This is a genomic window from Humisphaera borealis (genome assembly GCF_015169395.1).
Classification (GTDB): Bacteria; Planctomycetota; Phycisphaerae; order Tepidisphaerales; family Tepidisphaeraceae; genus Humisphaera; species Humisphaera borealis.
Map to the genome: position 1 here is coordinate 3,900,053 of NZ_CP063458.1, position 18,046 is coordinate 3,918,098.

The 18,046-nt window shown below is 63.5% G+C and carries 9 protein-coding genes; 7 read left to right on the forward strand and 2 right to left on the reverse strand.

Going from position 1 to position 18,046, the window contains the following annotated elements; translation table 11 throughout:
• Window positions 1-58: 58 nt before the first annotated feature.
• The 7 genes from IPV69_RS14555 (at window position 59) to IPV69_RS14585 (ending at window position 13,235) form a co-directional block, all read left to right on the forward strand.
• A complete protein-coding gene (locus IPV69_RS14555; protein WP_206290413.1) occupies window positions 59-1,477 on the forward strand; it encodes a metal ABC transporter permease in 1,419 nt (472 codons plus the stop codon).
• A 95-nt stretch (window positions 1,478-1,572) separates the two neighbouring features.
• A complete protein-coding gene (locus IPV69_RS14560; RefSeq protein ID WP_206290414.1) occupies window positions 1,573-2,913 on the forward strand; it encodes a metal ABC transporter permease in 1,341 nt (446 codons plus the stop codon).
• Between the two features lie 413 nt (window positions 2,914-3,326).
• Entirely contained in the window at window positions 3,327-4,088 is a 762-nt protein-coding gene (locus IPV69_RS14565; protein WP_206290415.1) for a cobalamin B12-binding domain-containing protein, read from the forward strand.
• Window positions 4,089-5,158: 1,070 nt separating this feature from the next.
• On the forward strand, window positions 5,159-7,399 hold the full coding sequence (locus tag IPV69_RS14570; RefSeq protein ID WP_206290416.1) for a TonB-dependent receptor: 2,241 nt from the start codon (window positions 5,159-5,161) through the stop codon (window positions 7,397-7,399).
• Window positions 7,400-7,754: 355 nt separating this feature from the next.
• On the forward strand, window positions 7,755-9,701 hold the full coding sequence (locus tag IPV69_RS14575) for a fructose-bisphosphatase class III (protein ID WP_206290417.1): 1,947 nt from the start codon (window positions 7,755-7,757) through the stop codon (window positions 9,699-9,701).
• Between the two features lie 217 nt (window positions 9,702-9,918).
• A complete protein-coding gene (locus tag IPV69_RS14580; protein ID WP_206290418.1) occupies window positions 9,919-11,877 on the forward strand; it encodes an ABC transporter ATP-binding protein in 1,959 nt (652 codons plus the stop codon).
• A gap of 182 nt (window positions 11,878-12,059) precedes the next feature.
• Entirely contained in the window at window positions 12,060-13,235 is a 1,176-nt protein-coding gene (locus IPV69_RS14585; protein ID WP_206290419.1) for a TadE/TadG family type IV pilus assembly protein, read from the forward strand.
• A gap of 1 nt (window position 13,236) precedes the next feature.
• Here IPV69_RS14585 and IPV69_RS14590 read toward each other — a convergent pair whose 3' ends face one another.
• Together IPV69_RS14590 and IPV69_RS14595 are read right to left on the reverse strand one after the other, a co-directional pair.
• Window positions 13,237-17,175, reverse strand: a complete 3,939-nt coding sequence (locus IPV69_RS14590) for a hypothetical protein (RefSeq protein ID WP_206290420.1) — start codon at window positions 17,173-17,175, stop codon at window positions 13,237-13,239.
• The gene (locus IPV69_RS14595; protein ID WP_206290421.1) at window positions 17,172-17,885 is read right to left on the reverse strand and encodes a DUF6655 family protein; all 714 of its coding nucleotides are present in this window, start codon (window positions 17,883-17,885) and stop codon (window positions 17,172-17,174) included. Before IPV69_RS14595 ends, IPV69_RS14590 begins: the two co-directional genes overlap by 4 nt.
• Between the last annotated feature and the right edge of the window lie 161 nt (window positions 17,886-18,046).

Below are 18,046 nucleotides of genomic sequence, written 5' to 3' on the forward strand. Positions count from 1 at the left end.
GGACTTGCCACGGATGGACACGGATGAACACGGATAAGAGAAATGCTCGGTGAACATCATGTCTCCCATCTGTGCCCATCTGTGTTCATCCGTGGCGACTTTTCTTCGGTCTCGGTTTCTCGCTGCCCGATTCGAAACCGCAGAGCCCTGGTACTCGCACCTGGCCCGGTTCGCCCGTGAACTGGTGGACGACCGGATCGGCACGACGGACCTGGTCGTGCTGGCGGCGATTCTGCTCGGCGTCACCTGCGGCGTGCTCGGGTGCTTCCTGATCCTGCGCCGCCAGAGCCTGCTCGGCGACGCCGTCGGCCATGCGGTGCTGCCGGGCGTGTTCCTCGGTTTTCTCGCGGCGGGTGCCCGCAGCACGCCGGCCTTGCTGCTCGGGGCGCTTGTCGCGGGTCTCCTGGCGGCGGCATTGATCGCGGTCCTTCAGCGGACCACCCAGCTCAAGGCCGGCGAGTGCATCGGCGTCGTTTTCACCGGGTTCTATGGCCTGGGCATCCTGCTGCTGAAACACATCCAGAACAACGCCGCCCGCTACCCGGGACAGGCCGGCCTCGACAAGTTCCTCTTCGGGCAGATCGCCGGCATCTCCGCGACGGACGTCATCTACATGGCGGTCGTCGCCGCGGTGTCGCTGGCCTGTGTGGCGCTGGCGTGGCGATCGCTCGCGGCCTGGGCGTTTGATGAAGGGTTTGCTGTCAGCATCGGCCTGCCGGTCAAGGCGATCGAAACGATGATGACCGGCCTCGTTACCGTTGCGATCGTCATCAGCATTCAGGCCGTCGGCGTTGTGCTGGTGGCCGCGATGCTCGTTACGCCCGCCGCCACCGCCTACCTGCTTACCGACCGATTGCACCGGATGGTGCTGCTGGCGGCGATGTTCGGGGCGGCGGCGGGAGTGATCGGCGCGGTCGTCAGCCTGCTCGGTGCCGACATGCCCACCGGATCGCTGATGGTCATCGCCGGCGGCACGCTGTTCGGCTTGGCGTTCCTGCTGTCGCCACGGCACGGCCTGCTGCCGCGCCTCCGCCGGGTGTGGGAGCGCCGCCGCCGTACCCAGGCCGAGAACCTCCTTCGCATGCTCTACCTGATCATGGAAAGCCGGGCTGGCGGCGGAAAAGTCCCCGACAACGCCGACCGCCGATTCGGCGTCTCCGATGCCGCCGGCGCCCGCGGCACCACGCCGGCAGCGGTGCGCAAGTACTGGCGTCTGGCCGCCCATCGCGGGTGGGTCGATCCGTCGAGCCCCGATCCCATGATCCTGACCGATGCAGGCTTCGCCGAGGCCCGCCACGTCGTGCGGACGCACCGGCTCTGGGAACTGTTCCTGACGCAGGAGGCGAAGATTGCCAGCGACCATGTGCATGCCGACGCCGAAGACATCGAGCACATCCTGCCGCGCGATGTGCTCGCGAAACTCGAACATATGCTCGACTACCCGACGGCTGATCCGCATGGGAAGCCAATACCGTAAAGGCAATGCTGAATGCGGAATGCTGAGTGCTGAACGTCGATCGAGTTCGCTTTAACGGGCATTTCTTATTCAGCATTCAGCGTTCAGACTTTTCTATGAACCCTTTCCTCTGGATCCTCGGCTCCCCTCCCGACGGCTATAAGCCCGGATTGGAGACTTTCTGGCCTATCCTGGTCGAGGGTGCTCTGGTGTCGGTGGCGCTGGCACTGATCGGCTGCTGGCTCGTCGTGCGCGGGCTGTCGCTGCTCGGCGACGCGCTGGCCCATTCGGTTCTTCCCGGCATCGTGATCGGCTTTCTCATCGGTAAGTCTCTCCAGTCGGCCTGGATCCTGGTCGGCGCCACCGCCATGGGCATGGCGGCGGCGGTGCTCGTGCAGGCGGTCCGCGACAACAGCCGGGTGAAGGAAGATGCCTCGCTTGGCATCGTCTTCACCACGCTGTTCGCGATCGGCGTCGTGCTGATCAACCTCTTCGCCGGCCAGACCGATCTCGACCCCGGATGCGTGCTCTACGGGCAGGTCGAGTACTTCATCCGCACCCCGGAAAAAATCATCCCGATGGCGTGCATCCTGGGCGGCATCCTGCTGCTGATGGTCCTGTTCTTCCGCCAACTGCTCATCAGCACGTTCGATCCGCTGCTTGCCCGCAGCATGGGCATCCCGGCGACGTTCATCCATTACACGATCATGGCCGTCCTCTCGCTGACGACGGTCGCGAGCTTCGAAGCGGTCGGCGCGATCCTTGCCGTCGCGCTGCTCGTCACGCCCGGCGCAACTGCCCGCCTCTGGACCGACCGCATGAAGCGCATGCTCCTGCTGGCCGCTTTGCACGCACTGCTGGCGACGACCATCGGCTACTGGCTCAGTCATCCGTCGATCCTCAACACGTCGGCGAGCGGGGCGATCTCGTCGGCGGGGTTCGGGCTGTTCCTGGTCAGTTGGCTCGTCGCGCCCAAACGTGGGCTTCTCAGTCAGTATCGCGTTCGCAGGCGCCTTCGGCGGACGATGGCCGAGGAGAACCTCGTCAAGACCGTGCACGAGCTGACGTCGCCGTCGCCCGCGACTGCCGCAAACCCATCGTCCGAACCGCAGGGCACGGAAACGTCGATGCCGGCTCAGGTTCCGACGTCCGTTGCCTCGGCCCGCGTGCGCGAACTGCTGCAGATGCCGTCGTTCGACTTCGAGGCCGCACTTCGTGGCGTCATCTCCCGCGGCTGGGCCCGTGCCGGCAAAGGGCAGATCACCCTGACCCCTGCCGGCCATCGCAGGGCTCAACTGCTGGCCAGCGCCCACGAACTTTGGGAACAGTACCTGCGCCAGGAAGTTGGCCTGGCCGACGATCACCTGCACGACCCCGCCGAATGGGTCGAGCACTTCCTCGACGAAAGCCGAATCGAGGAACTGAAGGCATCCCTCATCAAGCAAGCGCCAGGGTGATATGGCACCGAGCGCACCGATCGCAGGCACCGCAGGCACCCAACCAGTTCCCCAGCGACCCACAACGCCCACGGACAGCAGTCCGTGGGTCTTCCTTCGCGATGTAAGCTGGCCAACGCTGAGAGCCTGTCGCGTGACTGCAGATGGTCCCACGGACCGCTGTCCGTGGGCGTCACGCGGGAAGTTCTCATTCGCATATAAAACCATTAAAAGTATGATCTTACGAGTCTATAGACCGCTGGCATGTTAAAATAGGTAAAGATTTTTTCGGCCAACTCCGATACCCTAATTGTCGCAAGTTACCCAGTTTAACATGTGGCGCCGGTCGGGATGCCGACCAACTCCTTCGGTCGCCTATCGCGTTTGTGTGACGCGGGGCGACTAAGGATCACCCGACCTTTCGGAGTTCCCTGATGTCCCGCACCCACGTCACCCCGTCCCTCTCCCAGAAGTACCTCGAGCCCCTTCTCAAGGGCGAACGCGACCTGTGCCGTCGCATCGTCGAGGAATCTCTTGCCGCCGGCATCAGCCCGGCCGACCTCCTGAACGACCTCGTCTGGCCGACGATGGAAAAGGTCCAGGAGCTCTATCGCGATGACCGCATCACGATCTCGGCCGTCAACCTCGCCACCCGCCTGAACCGCGCCCTGACCGACCAGCTCACCGCCCGCCTGCCGCGGTCGGCCCCCAAGGGCAAGAAGGTCCTGATCTTCTGCGGCGACGACGAGCCCGAAGAGCTCGGCGGCCAGATCTGTGCCGACCTGTTCGAGTGCGACGGCTGGAACGTCAAGTTCGCCGGCGGCGGCGTGCCGGAAGACGAAGTCCTCTCGCTCATCGGCAGCGAACGCCCGGAACTGCTCGTCATGTTCGGTACCCTCCCGGCCGGCGTCCCCGCCGTCCGCAAACTCATCGACTACCTCCGCGAGGTCAACAGCTGTCCGGAGATGCAGATCATGTGCTGCGGCGGCATCTACAAGCGGGCCGAAGGCCTGGCCGAAGAGATCGGCGCCGACCTCTTCGCCGCCGAGGCGTCCGATGCGATCCGCGTCGCCAATGACAACCCGACCAAAAAGGCGACGGTCGATCAGCAGACCGTCGGCCGGATGCGCCGAATCCGCAAGGCCCAGTTGCGCCGCGTCGACCGCGTCGCGCCGTCCGCCGAGCAGGTGGCGTAAGCGACCGCGACCGGATCGAAAAGCTGGCGTTTCACGCGCCTCAAGGCACAAGGTCAGCAGAATGACCTTGTGCCTTGCTTTCGTTCCGGGATCCGCCGAACGAACCCAGGGCGATCGTGATTTGCCGAACGAACCCGAGATCGATCCGCGCCGCCCAATTAGCGGTCGCACCGCAGGTGCACCCTGATGGATCGAGACGTCACGCTCGCTCCTGGCATCCGCCGAACGAACCCGAGGCGATCATCCGATCCGCCGAACGAACCCAAGATCGATCCGCACTGCCTGATTAGCGGTCGCACCGCCGGTGCACTCCGCCCGAGCGACGTCGAAACTCGCCGAACGAACCCAAGACAATCTCGATTCCGCCAAACGAACCCGAGCCGACCGCCGGCGTCAGCGTCCTGCGTATCCGTCCCACCTCCCTAAACAAGACCACTCGGCCCGATCCTCCAACGCGCATGGCGCACTGAGGGAGCCGCGCACGAAGTAAGCGGGAACGGCACGAGACTGGCGTGATGCCACGTTCCATGCCCGCTTACTTCGTGCGCGTCTCCTTCAGAACGTCATGCGCTGCGAAGGATCGTCCGAGTCAAACCAATGCCACGACTACGGCGAGCCACACGACCCGCCTCATCCCGCCGCCCAGTCCGACACCCCGGCCGACGACGGATCACACCCGCGGCAACCAGGCACCAAGTAGCGCAAGCCGACCCCGACCGAACGCCAGAAACGTCCGACGTCGGCAGGATTGCATGTACGGTATATGTTAAGTTTAACGCCGAGAATTGCAAGCAGAAAACGACTATCCCCGCGCCCGAGGGTGTAGCGCGTTTTTGGTACTGGCGTGTCGTTCGGGTGCCATGGGTAGCGGTACTCCGCTGCCCGTGGCTACCCCCGATCCGCCGGCGCGCGGGCCGCCGCCAAACGGGCATACGTCGAGTGCATCGCTGCTCTTGCCGGCGGGCAGAAATTGCACGAGCAAGGCAGGCTGATGCCCGACTCCGTATAACCCCGACCCATGCGGACTCTACGGGCTGAGTCCGCGATCGGGAACTCAGGGAGCGCGAGGCATGGGCAAGTCAATTCAGGTGGCACGTTCGTCGGCATCCAACCGGCCGGCATCTCAGAAACAATGGAAGATCCTCTGCGGTGCGATCACCGCAGCGATCGGGCAGCCGCTGATGACGTCGTCATCGCTTGCGCAGGACACGGCCCCCACCACCCGGCCAGCCTCGCAGGCGGCCGCCGAAACCGCACCTGCCACGGCAACGCCCGTCCGGGCTGCCGGCGACGGGGCACCGCAATCGTTTCTCATCGGCGAGCCGATTGTCGTTACGGCAACCCGTCTCCCGGAAGCGCCACTGAAGAGTCCGTATGCGGTTGACGTGGTCGGACAGCAACAGATCGCGGAACGGGGCTATCGAACGCCGACCGAGGCCGTCGCGGAGGTTCCGGGGGTGATGGCGCAGAAGACCGGGCCCGGGCAGGGCTCTCCGTTCATTCGCGGCTTCACAGGTTTTCGCACGCTGCTGCTCGTGGACGGCATCCGGCTCAACAATTCGACCTTCCGAGACGGTCCCAACCAGTACTTCAATACGATCGACGCCCTGGGTGTCGACCGATTCGAGATCGTCAAGGGGCCGGCGTCGGTGCTCTACGGTTCCGACGCGATCGGCGGAACGATCAACTCCATCACCAAGGGCCCGACCGGCTACGGCGACGGCACGCGGTTCGGTGCCGCCCTCTACCAACGCGCCGCGTCGGCTGAAAAATCGTACACCATTCACCCTGAAGGCACCGTCACGTTCGGCCAGAAGGTCGGCGTCTATGCCGCGGGGTCGTACAAGAAGTACGGCGACCTCGAAGGCGGCAAGGACATCGGCGAGCAGGACGCGACCAGCTATGACGAATGGTCCGGCGACCTGAAGGTCGAATACAACCTGACGCCGAATCAGCGGCTCGTCTTCGCCCACCAGCGATATCAGCAGAACAACGCGCCGCGCACGCATTCAACCGTCGACGGAATCAACTTTGCCGGCAGCACCAATGGGTCGGACCTGCAGCGCGACCTCGACCAGTACCGCGACCTGACTTATGTCCAGTATCACGCCGACCAGTTGACGGGCGCGATCAGCAATGTGATGGCCAGCGTCTCCTGGCACCACCAGTTCGAGAGCGAAGACCGCATCCGCGGCAACGGCGCCCGCTCGATCTCCGAAACCGACGTCGGCAGCCTCGGCCTGCTCCTGCAACTGACCAGCCCGACCCCGATCGGCGAGTTGACGTACGGCGTGGAGTACTACCGCGACAGCGTCAGTTCCAGTTCTTCCACCAACCCGATCCAGGGCCCGGTCGGCGACAACGCCAACTACGACCTTCTCGGCCTTTACATCCAGGACCGAATCCCGATCGGGGACCGTTTCGACCTGACCCTTGGCGGGCGTTTCACGTATGCCGCCGCTGACATCGGCTCCTACGTCGATCCCACGACCGGGGACGCGGCGAGCCTGGAGCAGGACTGGACGAGCTTTGTCGGCTCCATCCGCGGCAACTATTTCATCGTCAAGGATCAGCTTTCGGCATTCGCGGGGGTGAGCCAGGGTTTCCGCGCTCCGAACCTCTCGGACTTGTCGCGGCTGGATATCGCCCGCAGCGGCGAACTGGAGATCGCCGCACCGGGGCTCGACCCCGAAGAGTTCGTCAGTTACGAAATTGGTTTCAAGGGTGCGTGGGACAACTGGGGCTTCCAGGCGGCATACTTCTACACCGACATCAACGACATGATCGTCCGCCGTCCCACCGGCGCGACGATCGGCAGCAGCGCCGTGGTCACCAAGGCCAATGCCGGCGACGGCTACATCCAGGGTATCGAATTGGGCCTGTCGTACCGGTTCCACCCTGACTTCACGTTCTTCGGCGCAGGGTCCTGGCAGGACGGCGAGATCGACCAGTTCCCCACGTCCGGTCCGCAGGTCGATCGCGAGCCGGCGAGCCGGCTCATCCCCACCAACGGGCTTCTGGGCATCCGGTGGGACGACCCGTCGCGGCGGGTATTCGTCGAGGGCGCAGTTCAGATCGTTGCGGCACAGCACCAACTCTCGAGCGGCGACAAAGCCGACACCCAGCGCATTCCGCCCGGCGGTACGCCCAGTTACGAGCTGTACCACCTCCGCGCCGGATGGACCATCAACCCCAACGCCACGCTGACCCTGGCCTGCGAGAACCTGTTCGACGAGGACTATCGCGTCCATGGCTCGGGCAGCAATGGCGCGGGCCGGAACTTCGTCGTCGGGCTGGAGCTGCGGTACTAGCCCAGAAAACGCGGATCACGCGGAGGACACTGAGAACACGGAGAAATCACGAAAAGGCGCGCTCCATGTGCCGGCCATTTTCCGTGTTTAGCCAGGAGTAATGTCACAGAGTGCATCATGAGGCTGACAGCCTCAAACCGAGAGAATGAAAACCGAACCGCAGATTGCGCAGATGTCGCAGATTGCCTTCTCCCCAATCTGCGACCTCTGCGGAATCTGCGGTTCACCTCAACATTCGTGCAAACTCTCCGTGATTTCTTCGTGTCCTCAGTGTCCTCCGTGGTGGTCCTGCATTTTTCAGGTTAGGGAATGACACTCGCAACCAACGCCCGGTCCGTATAGCTTTCCCGGTCCCATGACCACGCCGCTTAGTGACTGTGCATCGGATACCGAACTGGCAATGCTCCGCGCCCTGTCGGATCGCTTTAAGAACGTCGACGCGGCACTTGCCGAAATCGCCCGCCTCTCGGCCGTTCTGACGCTGCCGAAGGGCACGATCCACATCATTTCGGACATTCACGGCGAGGATAAGAAGCTTCGCCACGTCATCAATAATGCGTCGGGCTCGCTGCGGCCGCTGATCGAGCGACTGTTCGCGAAGGAGATGTCGCCACAGCAGTTCAGGGAGTTCCTGACACTCATTTTTTATCCGGCGGAGGTGACCGACCGGCTGGCCGACTACCCGCTGAAGCCTGAGGAACTGCGCGCCTACGCCATCCGCACGCTTTTGGCGCAATTCGAGCTGGCCCGCGTCCTGGCGAGCCGGTTCAGCCACAAGCGGGCGATGGCCGTCTTCCCGCCGGAGTATCACGACCTGCTGCTGGAGATGCTCTACGCCCCCACACCCGAGCGCGGCGAACAGTTTGTCGAAGCCGTGGTCGATGAAATGATCAAGTGCGGCAAGGCCCTGCACCTGATCCACATCACCGGGCGACTGGTCCGTAACCTGGCGATTTACGAGCTGATCATCGGCGGCGACTGCTGGGACCGCGGGCCGCGGGGCGACCGTGTCGTGGACTACCTCCGACAGCAGCCGAACGTGTCGTTCATCTGGGGCAATCACGATGCGGCCTGGCTGGGCGCGGCACTGGGCCACGAGGCGCTGATCTGCCACGTGCTCCGCGTCAGCCTGCGGTACCGACGGCTGAGCCAGCTCGACGAGGGGTACAGCATTCCCCTGACCCCGCTGGAACACCTGGCGCGAACCGTCTACGGCGACGACCCGGCGACGCAGTTCATGCCGAAGTCATCGGGAATGCGTCCGAACGAACTCGTTGCCCGCATGCAGAAGGCGGCGGCGATCATGCAGTTCAAGCTCGAAGGGCAGATGATCTCCCGCCATCCGGAATGGGAGATGGACCACCGGCGACTGCTGCACCGGATCGATCACGCCGCCGGAACCATTGAGGTGGACGGCAAGTCATATGCCCTCCGCGACAAGCTGTTTCCGACGATCAATCCGGCCGATCCGTACGCGCTGTCGGCCGACGAGCAACTCTGCCTGGATCGCATTCGCAGGTCGTTCACCAGCAGCCAGAAGCTCTGGGAACACATGCAATACCTGGTGAACTTCGGCAGCATGTATCTTCGGCGGGACGACCACCTGATTTTCCACGGATGCGTACCGGTCGATGCCAACGGCGACTTCCTGCCGATGGTGATCGACGGCGAAGCGCTGGCGGGCCGGGCGATGTTCGAAGCGATCGACAAGGTGATCCTGCGGTCGCTGGAGCAGAAGGAGCAGAACGACCTGGACCTGCTCTGGTACCTCTGGAGCGGGCCCAGGTCGCCGCTGTTCGGCAAGGATCGCATCACGACGTTCGAGCGAGATTTCATCGCCGACAAGCACACGCACGAAGAGACGAAAGACCCCTACTTCGCCCTGATCAACGAGGCCTGGTTCTGCGACAAGGTGATGACCGAGTTCGGGGTGAGCCCCGAACGCGGGCTTATCGTCAATGGCCACGTGCCCGTGAAGATCGAAAAGGGCGAGAGCCCGATGAAGCGCAGTGGCAAAGCGATCACGATCGACGGCGCGTTCTCCGAAGCCTACGGCGACCACGGCTATACGCTGGTGCTTGAGGCCGACCGCACACAGCTGGCGCTGCACCACCACTTCGAATCGGTGGAGTCGGCGATTCGCGACGGCGTCGATATCGTGCCGAAAGTGACCACCGTCCGGTCGTGGGAACGTCCGCGGCGAATGGCCGAGACAGAACGCGGCCGCGAGATGCAGCGGCACATCGAACTGCTCAACCGCCTCGTGCAGGCTTATCACGCCAACAGGCTGAGGCAGCGGTAGGTTATGTTGTCCTGAGCTCAGCGAAGGACGATGGGCACGCTTCCTGGAACCGCCGAGCGCCTGCTCGGCTCTTCGATTCAGGTCCGTGTTCGTGCCGAGCAGGCGCTCGGCGGTCCCAGGGTGGTTCCACGGCGACAACTCTGCCTGTTCGTAAACTTGCCCATAATCCGCCGCTGCTGGAAGCCCGTGCTGCGTTCGCGCAAACTGCTTGCCCCTGATGTCCGTACTCACCGCCATCTTTCGCCGTAAATCCACCAAGCCCGCCGTCGATCCGGTCATCGCCGAGGATGAAGAGGAAGACGCGCGATACAAACCGCTCGACGCCAAGTTACTGCGGCGGATGGCGACACTGCTGCTGCCCCATCGAAAACAGTACATCGCCGGCACCGCCGTCGGCCTGGTCCACGTGTTCCTCGAGTTGCAGTCGCCGCGATTCACACAGGCGATCATCGATCATTGTTCGGCCTGGCTGATGCGGACGCCCGCGTCATCGGCCGAGCCGCCGGAGGTGTCGTTCGTGGCCCGGTGGTCTGCGGCGATCGCGAGCCTGATCGGATTCGGCCAGCCGCTGGCCAGTGTGCGGGGGGCGATTGCGACACTGGTCGTGGTCATCCTGCTCTGGGCCTGCGTGACGGTCGTCTCGGTCATCCTCCAGCGGCTGACGATCCTCATCACCACCGGCGCCGGCGAGAAGGTGCAGTTCGAAATCCGCAGGCGGATTTTTGCCCACCTGCAAATGCTGTCGATGAGCTACTTCGACAAGACCAAGCTCGGCCGCATCATCAGCCGATGCACCAGCGACATCGGCAGCCTGCGCGAAATCAACGTCTGGGGCATCTACACCATCACCGCCAACTCGATGATGATCGTGATCGCTTCAATCATGCTCGCGATCACTGACATTCGATTGTTCCTGGCGGTCGCGCCGCTGGGGATTGCACTGTTCGTGATCAACCGGCTGTACCTGCAGAAGGCGGCCGGTGTCTGGCAGGTGGCACGCGAGGGCTACACCAAGGTGGCCACCAACATGGCCGAAAACATCACCGGCATGCGGGTGGTGACGGCGTTCCACCGGCAGTCGGAGAACCTCGAAGCGTTCAACGCCCTTCAGCAGAACAACACCGACAACAACGTGCGTGCCGCCCGCATGAACGGCATTTACCTGCCATTGCTCGACCTGTGCGGATTTCTCGGAAAGCTGATCATCCTGCTCTACGGCGGCTACCTGATCGTCGCCGGGCGTTTTCCCGCTTCGCAGGGCGTGGGCGCGGTGGTTGCCGCGTATCTGTACTGGGACTGGTTCATGAACCCGATCCGCAATTTCGGGACCTTCTACAACCAGCTTTTGGTCGCGATGGCCGGGGCCGAGCGGGTGTTCAATCTGCTCGACATGAAGCCGGAGGTGCTCGACCGTCCCGGCGCAGCGGCACTGCCGCGAATCGTCGGTGAGGTGCGCTTTGACAACGTCACCTTCGGCTACAACCCGGACCGGCCCGTGCTTCACGAGGTGAACTTCGAAGCCAGGCCGGGGCAGATGATTGCCCTGGTTGGCGCCACCGGCAGCGGCAAAAGCAGCATCATCTCGCTGATCGCCCGCTTCTACGAGCCGCAGAAGGGACGCATTCTGGTCGACGGCCGCGACATCAAGGAGGTGACCGGCGAAAGCCTGCACCGCCAGATGGGCCTAGTCCTCCAGGTCAATTACCTCTTCACCGGCACCGTGATGGAGAACATCCGGTATGCCAAGCCCGGCGCGACCGACGAGCAGGTCCACGAGGCGGCCCGGCAACTCGGCACGTACGACGCGATCATGGCGTTGAAGGATGGGTTTTCGACGGACGTCGGCGAACGCGGCGGGAACATGTCGCTGGGCCAGCGGCAGCTCATCTGCTTCACCCGCGCTTTCGTCGCCGACCCCAGGATCTTCATGCTCGACGAGGCCACCAGCGCCGTCGATACCGCGACCGAATTGCTCGTGCAGCGATCCCTCGAAAGGCTGCTGGAAGGACGAACGACCTTCGTTGTCGCGCACCGGCTGAGCACGATTCTTCGAGCCGACCAGATCCTGGTCATCGATGCCGGAAAGATTATCGAACGTGGCACCCACCAGGCGCTAATCGCCGCCGGCGGGAAGTACTCACGGCTCTATGATCAGTTCGTCACCCATTCCGCCTGAGGTTCGATAAGCGACGCCACGGCAGTTCCATTCCCACGCCAATTTGACAGCCTGCCGGAGCATCAGGTCCGAGAATCTTTCGACTCAGGAAGTTGTTTAAGCTTGAACCCCATTTGATCGATGCTCGCTTTGTGATCAATCGCGCAGGATCGATCAGCCTCAGTGTATTTGCACCTTCCGCCGTGCGCCGATTCCGCGCCCGTGGGACGGTGATGATCTATGGCGTGATCACGATGTCGGTACTGATGGCACTGGGATCGCTCGCGGTCGACTGGGGTCGGGTACAACTGGCCAAAACCGAGATGCAGCGGGCGGTCGATTCGGCGGCGCGGGCGGCGTCGGTCTATCTTCCGAGCGACACCGACGGTGCACGCTCTGCCGCCATCAGCATCGCCGCCGCAAATCTGGTGGACGGCCAGCCACTGACCTTGCTGACCGGCGACATCGTCTTCGGCAAGTGGAACAACCAGACGGGTGTGTTTGACACGTCGTCTTCGACGCCCGATGCGGTTCGTATCACCGCCCACCGCACCGCGGCGCGCGGTAGTGCGATCCCCATGGCCCTGGCCGTGGTGCTGGGAATTCGGTCGCAGGACCTCATCGTCACGCAGACGACCCAGTATGTTTCGTCCGGCGTCACCGGCATCATCGGCCTGAACAGTATCCATGCCGACAAGGACCTGTTTGTCGCGTCGTACAACTCGGGAACAACGACAAATCCGAGTCACAGCAGCAGGCTGTCAAACGGATACCTTGGGAGCAACGGGTCCATCGACGGGAACCACGGCCATGAAGGCGAGGTCTATGGAACCGTCGTCCTGGGCCCGTCAGGATCCCTCACCGACGTGAACGTCCACGGGAGCACTCTTTACAACTCGTCGCCGATCGCCGCCCCGACGTCACCGATCTGGTCGCCGCAGGCCAACCCCGGGGGGATCTCCCAGAACTATACGGTCAGCAGTAACACCACGCTTGCGGGTGGTACGTACTATTTCACTTCGCTGACCATCAACGACAGCAAGCGGTTGTCGTTCTCCGGCACGGCCACGATCTATGTGAATGGAAACGTATCGATGGACGACGACGCCGCTTTGACGGCGTACAACTCCATTCCCGGCAATCTGAAGATCTATCAGATCGGGAACCGTACCTTCGGAAGCAGCGGAGCCAAGAATCTTGAGATCACCGCCGACATCGAGGCACCCAGTTCCGACTTTCGCGCCGACAAGAACCTGGAATTCATGGGGCGTCTGATCGCCAAGACGATCGATGTCGATAAGGATGCAGATTTCTATTACGACGAGGCCTTGGGAACCACCGTGGGCGGCTCATCGGGTGTCGTAACGACCGTGAAGTGACCTAGCGCGGCGGCGGAGACTTCTGTGCATTCTGGTAGTCGCCCAGCAGCAGCTCGCGCATTGACTTGCCCAGCTCGTCGAAGAGGACGACCTGCATCTCCGGCACGCCGACGGTTCCCCGCACACTGATGCTCGTGCCACCCTGCTGGATTGCCGCCACGATCGCTTCCAGGTCCGGAACCACGCTGCGGATGATGGGGATTTCCACGTCCTTCAGGGTTCGTACGCTGCCGTACGCCGTCGCCCGCAAGGTTGCATCCTGGAACCTGGCCAGGTCGATAATGGTGCCTACGGCTCGCACTTCGATACCGCGGTTGAAGTACCGGAAAGCATTGATGAATACGTCGCCGTTCTCGACTCGGAAGTCGAGTCGTCCGCTTCCCGTCGGCTGGCGCACGTCCTGACCCAGACGCATGGCGTTGTACAGAAACGAGATGGTGGAGACGTTCCCCAGATCGGAGTTCCGCAGGTTGATCTGTCCGTCTCCCTGCATCGCCCGAAGCGCGCTTACCAGGTAGGTCTCGTCGGCAGGCTGGGTTGCCGGCTGCGTGCTGGCGATCCATCGTGGCAACTGTGCGTAGACGGGGTCGGGAACGCGCACCCTCACGTACTGATCCGGCCGTTCGTCGCGGACGGGACGCCGAATGAGGTTGGACGTGCCGTAGAGCACCAGGCTGCCATCCACGAGGCCCGGCACCGGCTTATCGTCCGGCTTGAGGGCCTGCAGGATCTGATCCAAATCGAGACAGCGGAATCCGATCCGGAAGTGGCTCGTCAGCGTGTTGAGCCCCTCGACGCCACGGTCGTTCTCGTTTCGAACCGCCCGCCCCCAGAAATTGATCTCGCCGCCGGCGGCTTCCAGCGTGTTGGCCGGCAGGCGGCCGTTGCGCCTTGGCGGACACTCCTGCGATTCGTCGATGATCCCCGAGCGGTCCGTAAGCACCGCGCGGGCCAGGTGGAACTCCTCGTCGAGCCGTATCTGTGCCTGGAACAAACCGTCGCCGATCCGAATGCCACGGTTCGTGACGCCCGGCGGCGGCCGCGGCGCGTTGGGGCTCGACGGAAGCTTGTACCAGACGTCGCGCGACTTCAGCGCGACGGTTGCCCCCATCGGTTCCAAGGCGTCGACGCCGCCGATCGGCCCCAGGGCGCCGCGAAGGTCGAAAGTCCCCGACAGGTCTTTCAGGTCGGGCATCAGTTTCGAGAGTTCCGCCGGATTGACGTCCGTCATCATGAAGGACGCCGTCGTGGCGTTGGGGTTGTCCAGGTTGGCACTGGCGCGGGCTTCGAGCTGACTGTCGAACAGCTTGGCGGTCAGGAGGGTGACGTTCAGCGACCGATTGTCCAGTGTTGCGCTCAGTCGAACGTCGCCGGCGTCCACATCGCCGATCCGTACTTTCGAAGACGCCGAGATCGGCCCTGATTCCAGCCGCAGGTTCGGCGCGATCGACTGCACAGTGCCCGCAGGCGGTTTGGCGTCCAGCGTCACCGCGATGCGCGGGGCCGATGCATTAATCGCGAAATAAGTGCTCGGCGGAATCGCCAGCGGCCAGTTCTCCAGCCGCAGGTCGTTGATTTCCACCGTGCTGGTACCGTTGAGCGCGATCGTCGGATGCGCGGTAAAGACCCCTTGTCCCTGCCTGGCGACCAGGGGCGCAAAACCCGCCCGCCCGTTTTCGACAACGGTCCAGGCGTCGAGGGAATCGATCGCGTACGAGCCCACGGCCAGATTTCTCGCCTCCACCTTGCCGCCGGCTCGGATCTGGCTGATGACGTCGCCGTAGATCGGCATGTAAACCGCCCAGTTCGCGGTCGCCGTTCCGGAGAGGTCGGTTCGGCCGAAGAACTTTCCGACCTCCTTCAGGGGCATGTCCTTGAAGCCGACGGTCAGGGTGGTCGCGTCCTGCTCCAGATTGTGAATCGCTTCCAGCTCCCAGTTGGCGTCGAAGATCCGAAGTGGCGGACCAGAAGGCTCGCGCCATAGCTGCAGGCGGTGTTCGTCGGCGTAGCCCTTCACATTGATGCTCAGATCGCCAAGCTCGCGGTCCATAAGGCGAACTTTCACCCCTTGAACCTGACCGTTCATGACCAGCTTCGGCGGATCGACGGTGCCAGTGACCGATCCCGACGCGGCGAGCTTCCCGTCAACCAGTCGCGGCCGGGTCGGGCCGCCGCCGATCACGCGCGTTTCTTCGTCGGTGGTGGGCGGCGCGTGGTTGACTTCGACCAGGATCGACAGAGGCTCCGGCCGGCTGTAGACGTAGCTTCCCTTGGCCTGAAGGACGGTCTCGCTGGCCGCGAGTTTGATCGACCGCACGTGAACGATGTCGGGATCGCCGGCGAGTTCCAGGTCGATACCGAGCGCCTCATGAGCGATCTTGGGGAGCGGCAGGCTCTTGCCGGAAAAGCTGAGCGACCAATGCTTCGAGCGCGGCAGGAAGAATCCCCTGGCCGCAATGCGACCGGTGTCGCCGAGGCGTAGCGACTCCAGGCTGATTCCTGTTCCCGGCCAACTTCCCTGCTGAACGCCGCCGGGGCGCGTGCCCAGTTTTTCTGACACCTGCAGGCTCGCGGCCAGGCCGGTCAAGTCGAGCATGCCGCGCGGGCCGCTCAGCTTGAAGTCCGGCAGCCTGACCGCGACCGACAGTTCCCCGAGGTTGGGCCCGGCCGCCGAGACTTCCACTCGCCCTGCCCAGCGGCGGGCCGTGTTGGACGTCAGGAAGCCGTTGCTGTCGATCGCCGCCCGGGCTTCGATGCGGTTGTCGTAGGTCCGGAGGATGCTCGCGGTGACCGTGCCCGCATGTCGGACAGAGGACGGCGCGGCTGATGCCGTCCAATTTGCCGACAACTCGCCGGTGAAAGTCGCCGGCACAAAGTTCGCGTTGGCGAGAAGGTCGATCCCCGCGCCGCGCACCAGCAGTTCTGAGACTTTGATTCCCGAAGTGTCGTACGTCGCCCGTCCGCCGACCGCTGTCGCCAGGGCTTTGCCGGAAGAGTCGATGATTTCCAGGCTTTCGGGCGATACCGTGACCTTCCCCCCGGCGGTTGAGATCGCCAGGCTTCCCCGGGCGGACTGCCCGTCGGCGGTGAAGTTGTCGATCGTAAGGCGGCCGGCCACGCCGTCGGCGGCGCGTCCCTCCCAATACGCTTTCAGGCGGACGTCCGGTGCGTTGGGCACGAACGACGCCAGGAGCGGCCGCAGATCCAGAATGTCGATCTTCGCCTGGTGCCGCCAGTCGCCGCCCGTCGCCACCCGGCCGCTGATCGCGAGTTGTTTTGGCGCATCAACGGCAAACTCCCACACCAGGTCGGGGGATGTTTCACTGGGCTGGCCTGCAATCGTCAGCGGGCCGATCTTGTTGGTCTGGCGTTGGTTGTCGGTGATCAGCAGATTCGCGTCGCGGATGCGAATCGCCGGAAGGCTCGGCCTTGCCGCCGGTCCCCCGCCTCCGCCTCCGGCTGCACCATTACCGCCCCCGCCCATTCCCTGCACCAGCTCAAGGACGTTCCACCGCCCCGCCGGCGACTGGCGAAGGTGCACTTCGGGGCTCTCGATATCGAGAGACTTCAACTCAAGGCCGAAAAGAACCAGAGACAGCAGCGAGCTGTGCCTGACATGAATAACGCCGGTCTTGATGAACGGCTGATCCTCCAACGGGATCGTCATCGTCACGTCGTCCACGCGCGTGTCGCCCCACCAGCCGGTCTGCACCGATTTGGCCTCGACCTTGACGCCCAGCGTCTTCTGCAATGCCGCCAACACCAGGTTTCGGGGAATGTCGCTCCAGAGAACGGCCTGGATCGCCACAACGACCAGGACCAGCATCACCAGGAACACAATCAGGAAGCGAAGCCATCGGCGTCGCCGCGCGGGCTTGCGCCGTGGAGATCGCCCGGCTTCTTCGGGAACGGCGGAAGTTTGCTCGGGCGAATCGGTCATTTCTCGGCCGGTGGTATGTCGCCCACCGTGTTGGGGCCGGTGCCCAGGATCCAGTAGTCGGCCCGCAGCCGTTTGCCGACGAAAGGTCCGGACTGAGAGATCAGTTCCCCGCCCTTATTGCGGTAGGCGATGAAGGCCACGCTCGAGTACGCCAATTGTCGCGTGCTCTTGAGGATGGCAAGCTCCGGCGTGAGGATCGGCACGCTTCCGATGGCGTCTACGCCGATGCTGCCCGAGACCGCCACGGAAGGCAGGCCGAGCAGGAACTCGTATCGGTCCACACCTACACCGCCGGTCCGGGCCTCCACGATGACTGTCGCCTGTTCGCGCGTTTCGGTGAGGCGCACGCCTTCCTTCAGCATGCGGGCACGAAGTTCGCCGAGCAGAAAAGAGAGATCCTGGTTCGGGCGCGTGCGATCGATGATCTGGTTGCGCGTACCCGCCGATGGCGGCGGATCGCCGGTGAGATACGCCGTCTCCAGGAACACGAGCTGGTCGCGCAGCCCGTCCATGGAGAGTGCCGCGACGGCATCGGTGATGGAGCCGGAAATCAGGAACTGCTCGGTCGCGGTTCGAGGCGGGTCGGTCACCCTGACGGTCGCACAGCCGCCGGTCAGGAGTCCAAGGCCCAGGAACAGCAGGGAGAAACGAATTGGCCGGCACGCCAGCAGCAGGATGGGGAGATGGATGAGTTCGCTCGGTCGTGGCATGATCGCGCCGCACAGCGTAACCGATCAGGGCCTTTCCGCGGCCCTAAAACCTGCTTTGCCGGCGAGCGACATGGTAGGACGCAGAGACAGGTTCGCCAAGGTGCAAACCTTTCGTTTTGCAGGGCTTAGAACCGTCAAATGAAATGGGGATGAAGCGAACC

What these genes read in the sequence shown, in the direction of transcription:
- IPV69_RS14595 (WP_206290421.1), bottom strand. Translation starts at nt 17,885, where the DNA reads ATGCCACGACCGAGCGAACTCATCCATCTCCCCATCCTGCTGCTGGCG.
- IPV69_RS14560 (WP_206290414.1), top strand. Translation starts at nt 1,573, where the DNA reads ATGAACCCTTTCCTCTGGATCCTCGGCTCCCCTCCCGACGGCTATAAG.
- IPV69_RS14565 (WP_206290415.1), top strand. Translation starts at nt 3,327, where the DNA reads ATGTCCCGCACCCACGTCACCCCGTCCCTCTCCCAGAAGTACCTCGAG.
- IPV69_RS14580 (WP_206290418.1), top strand. Translation starts at nt 9,919, where the DNA reads ATGTCCGTACTCACCGCCATCTTTCGCCGTAAATCCACCAAGCCCGCC.
- IPV69_RS14590 (WP_206290420.1), bottom strand. Translation starts at nt 17,175, where the DNA reads ATGACCGATTCGCCCGAGCAAACTTCCGCCGTTCCCGAAGAAGCCGGG.
- IPV69_RS14570 (WP_206290416.1), top strand. Translation starts at nt 5,159, where the DNA reads ATGGGCAAGTCAATTCAGGTGGCACGTTCGTCGGCATCCAACCGGCCG.
- IPV69_RS14555 (WP_206290413.1), top strand. Translation starts at nt 59, where the DNA reads ATGTCTCCCATCTGTGCCCATCTGTGTTCATCCGTGGCGACTTTTCTT.
- IPV69_RS14575 (WP_206290417.1), top strand. Translation starts at nt 7,755, where the DNA reads ATGACCACGCCGCTTAGTGACTGTGCATCGGATACCGAACTGGCAATG.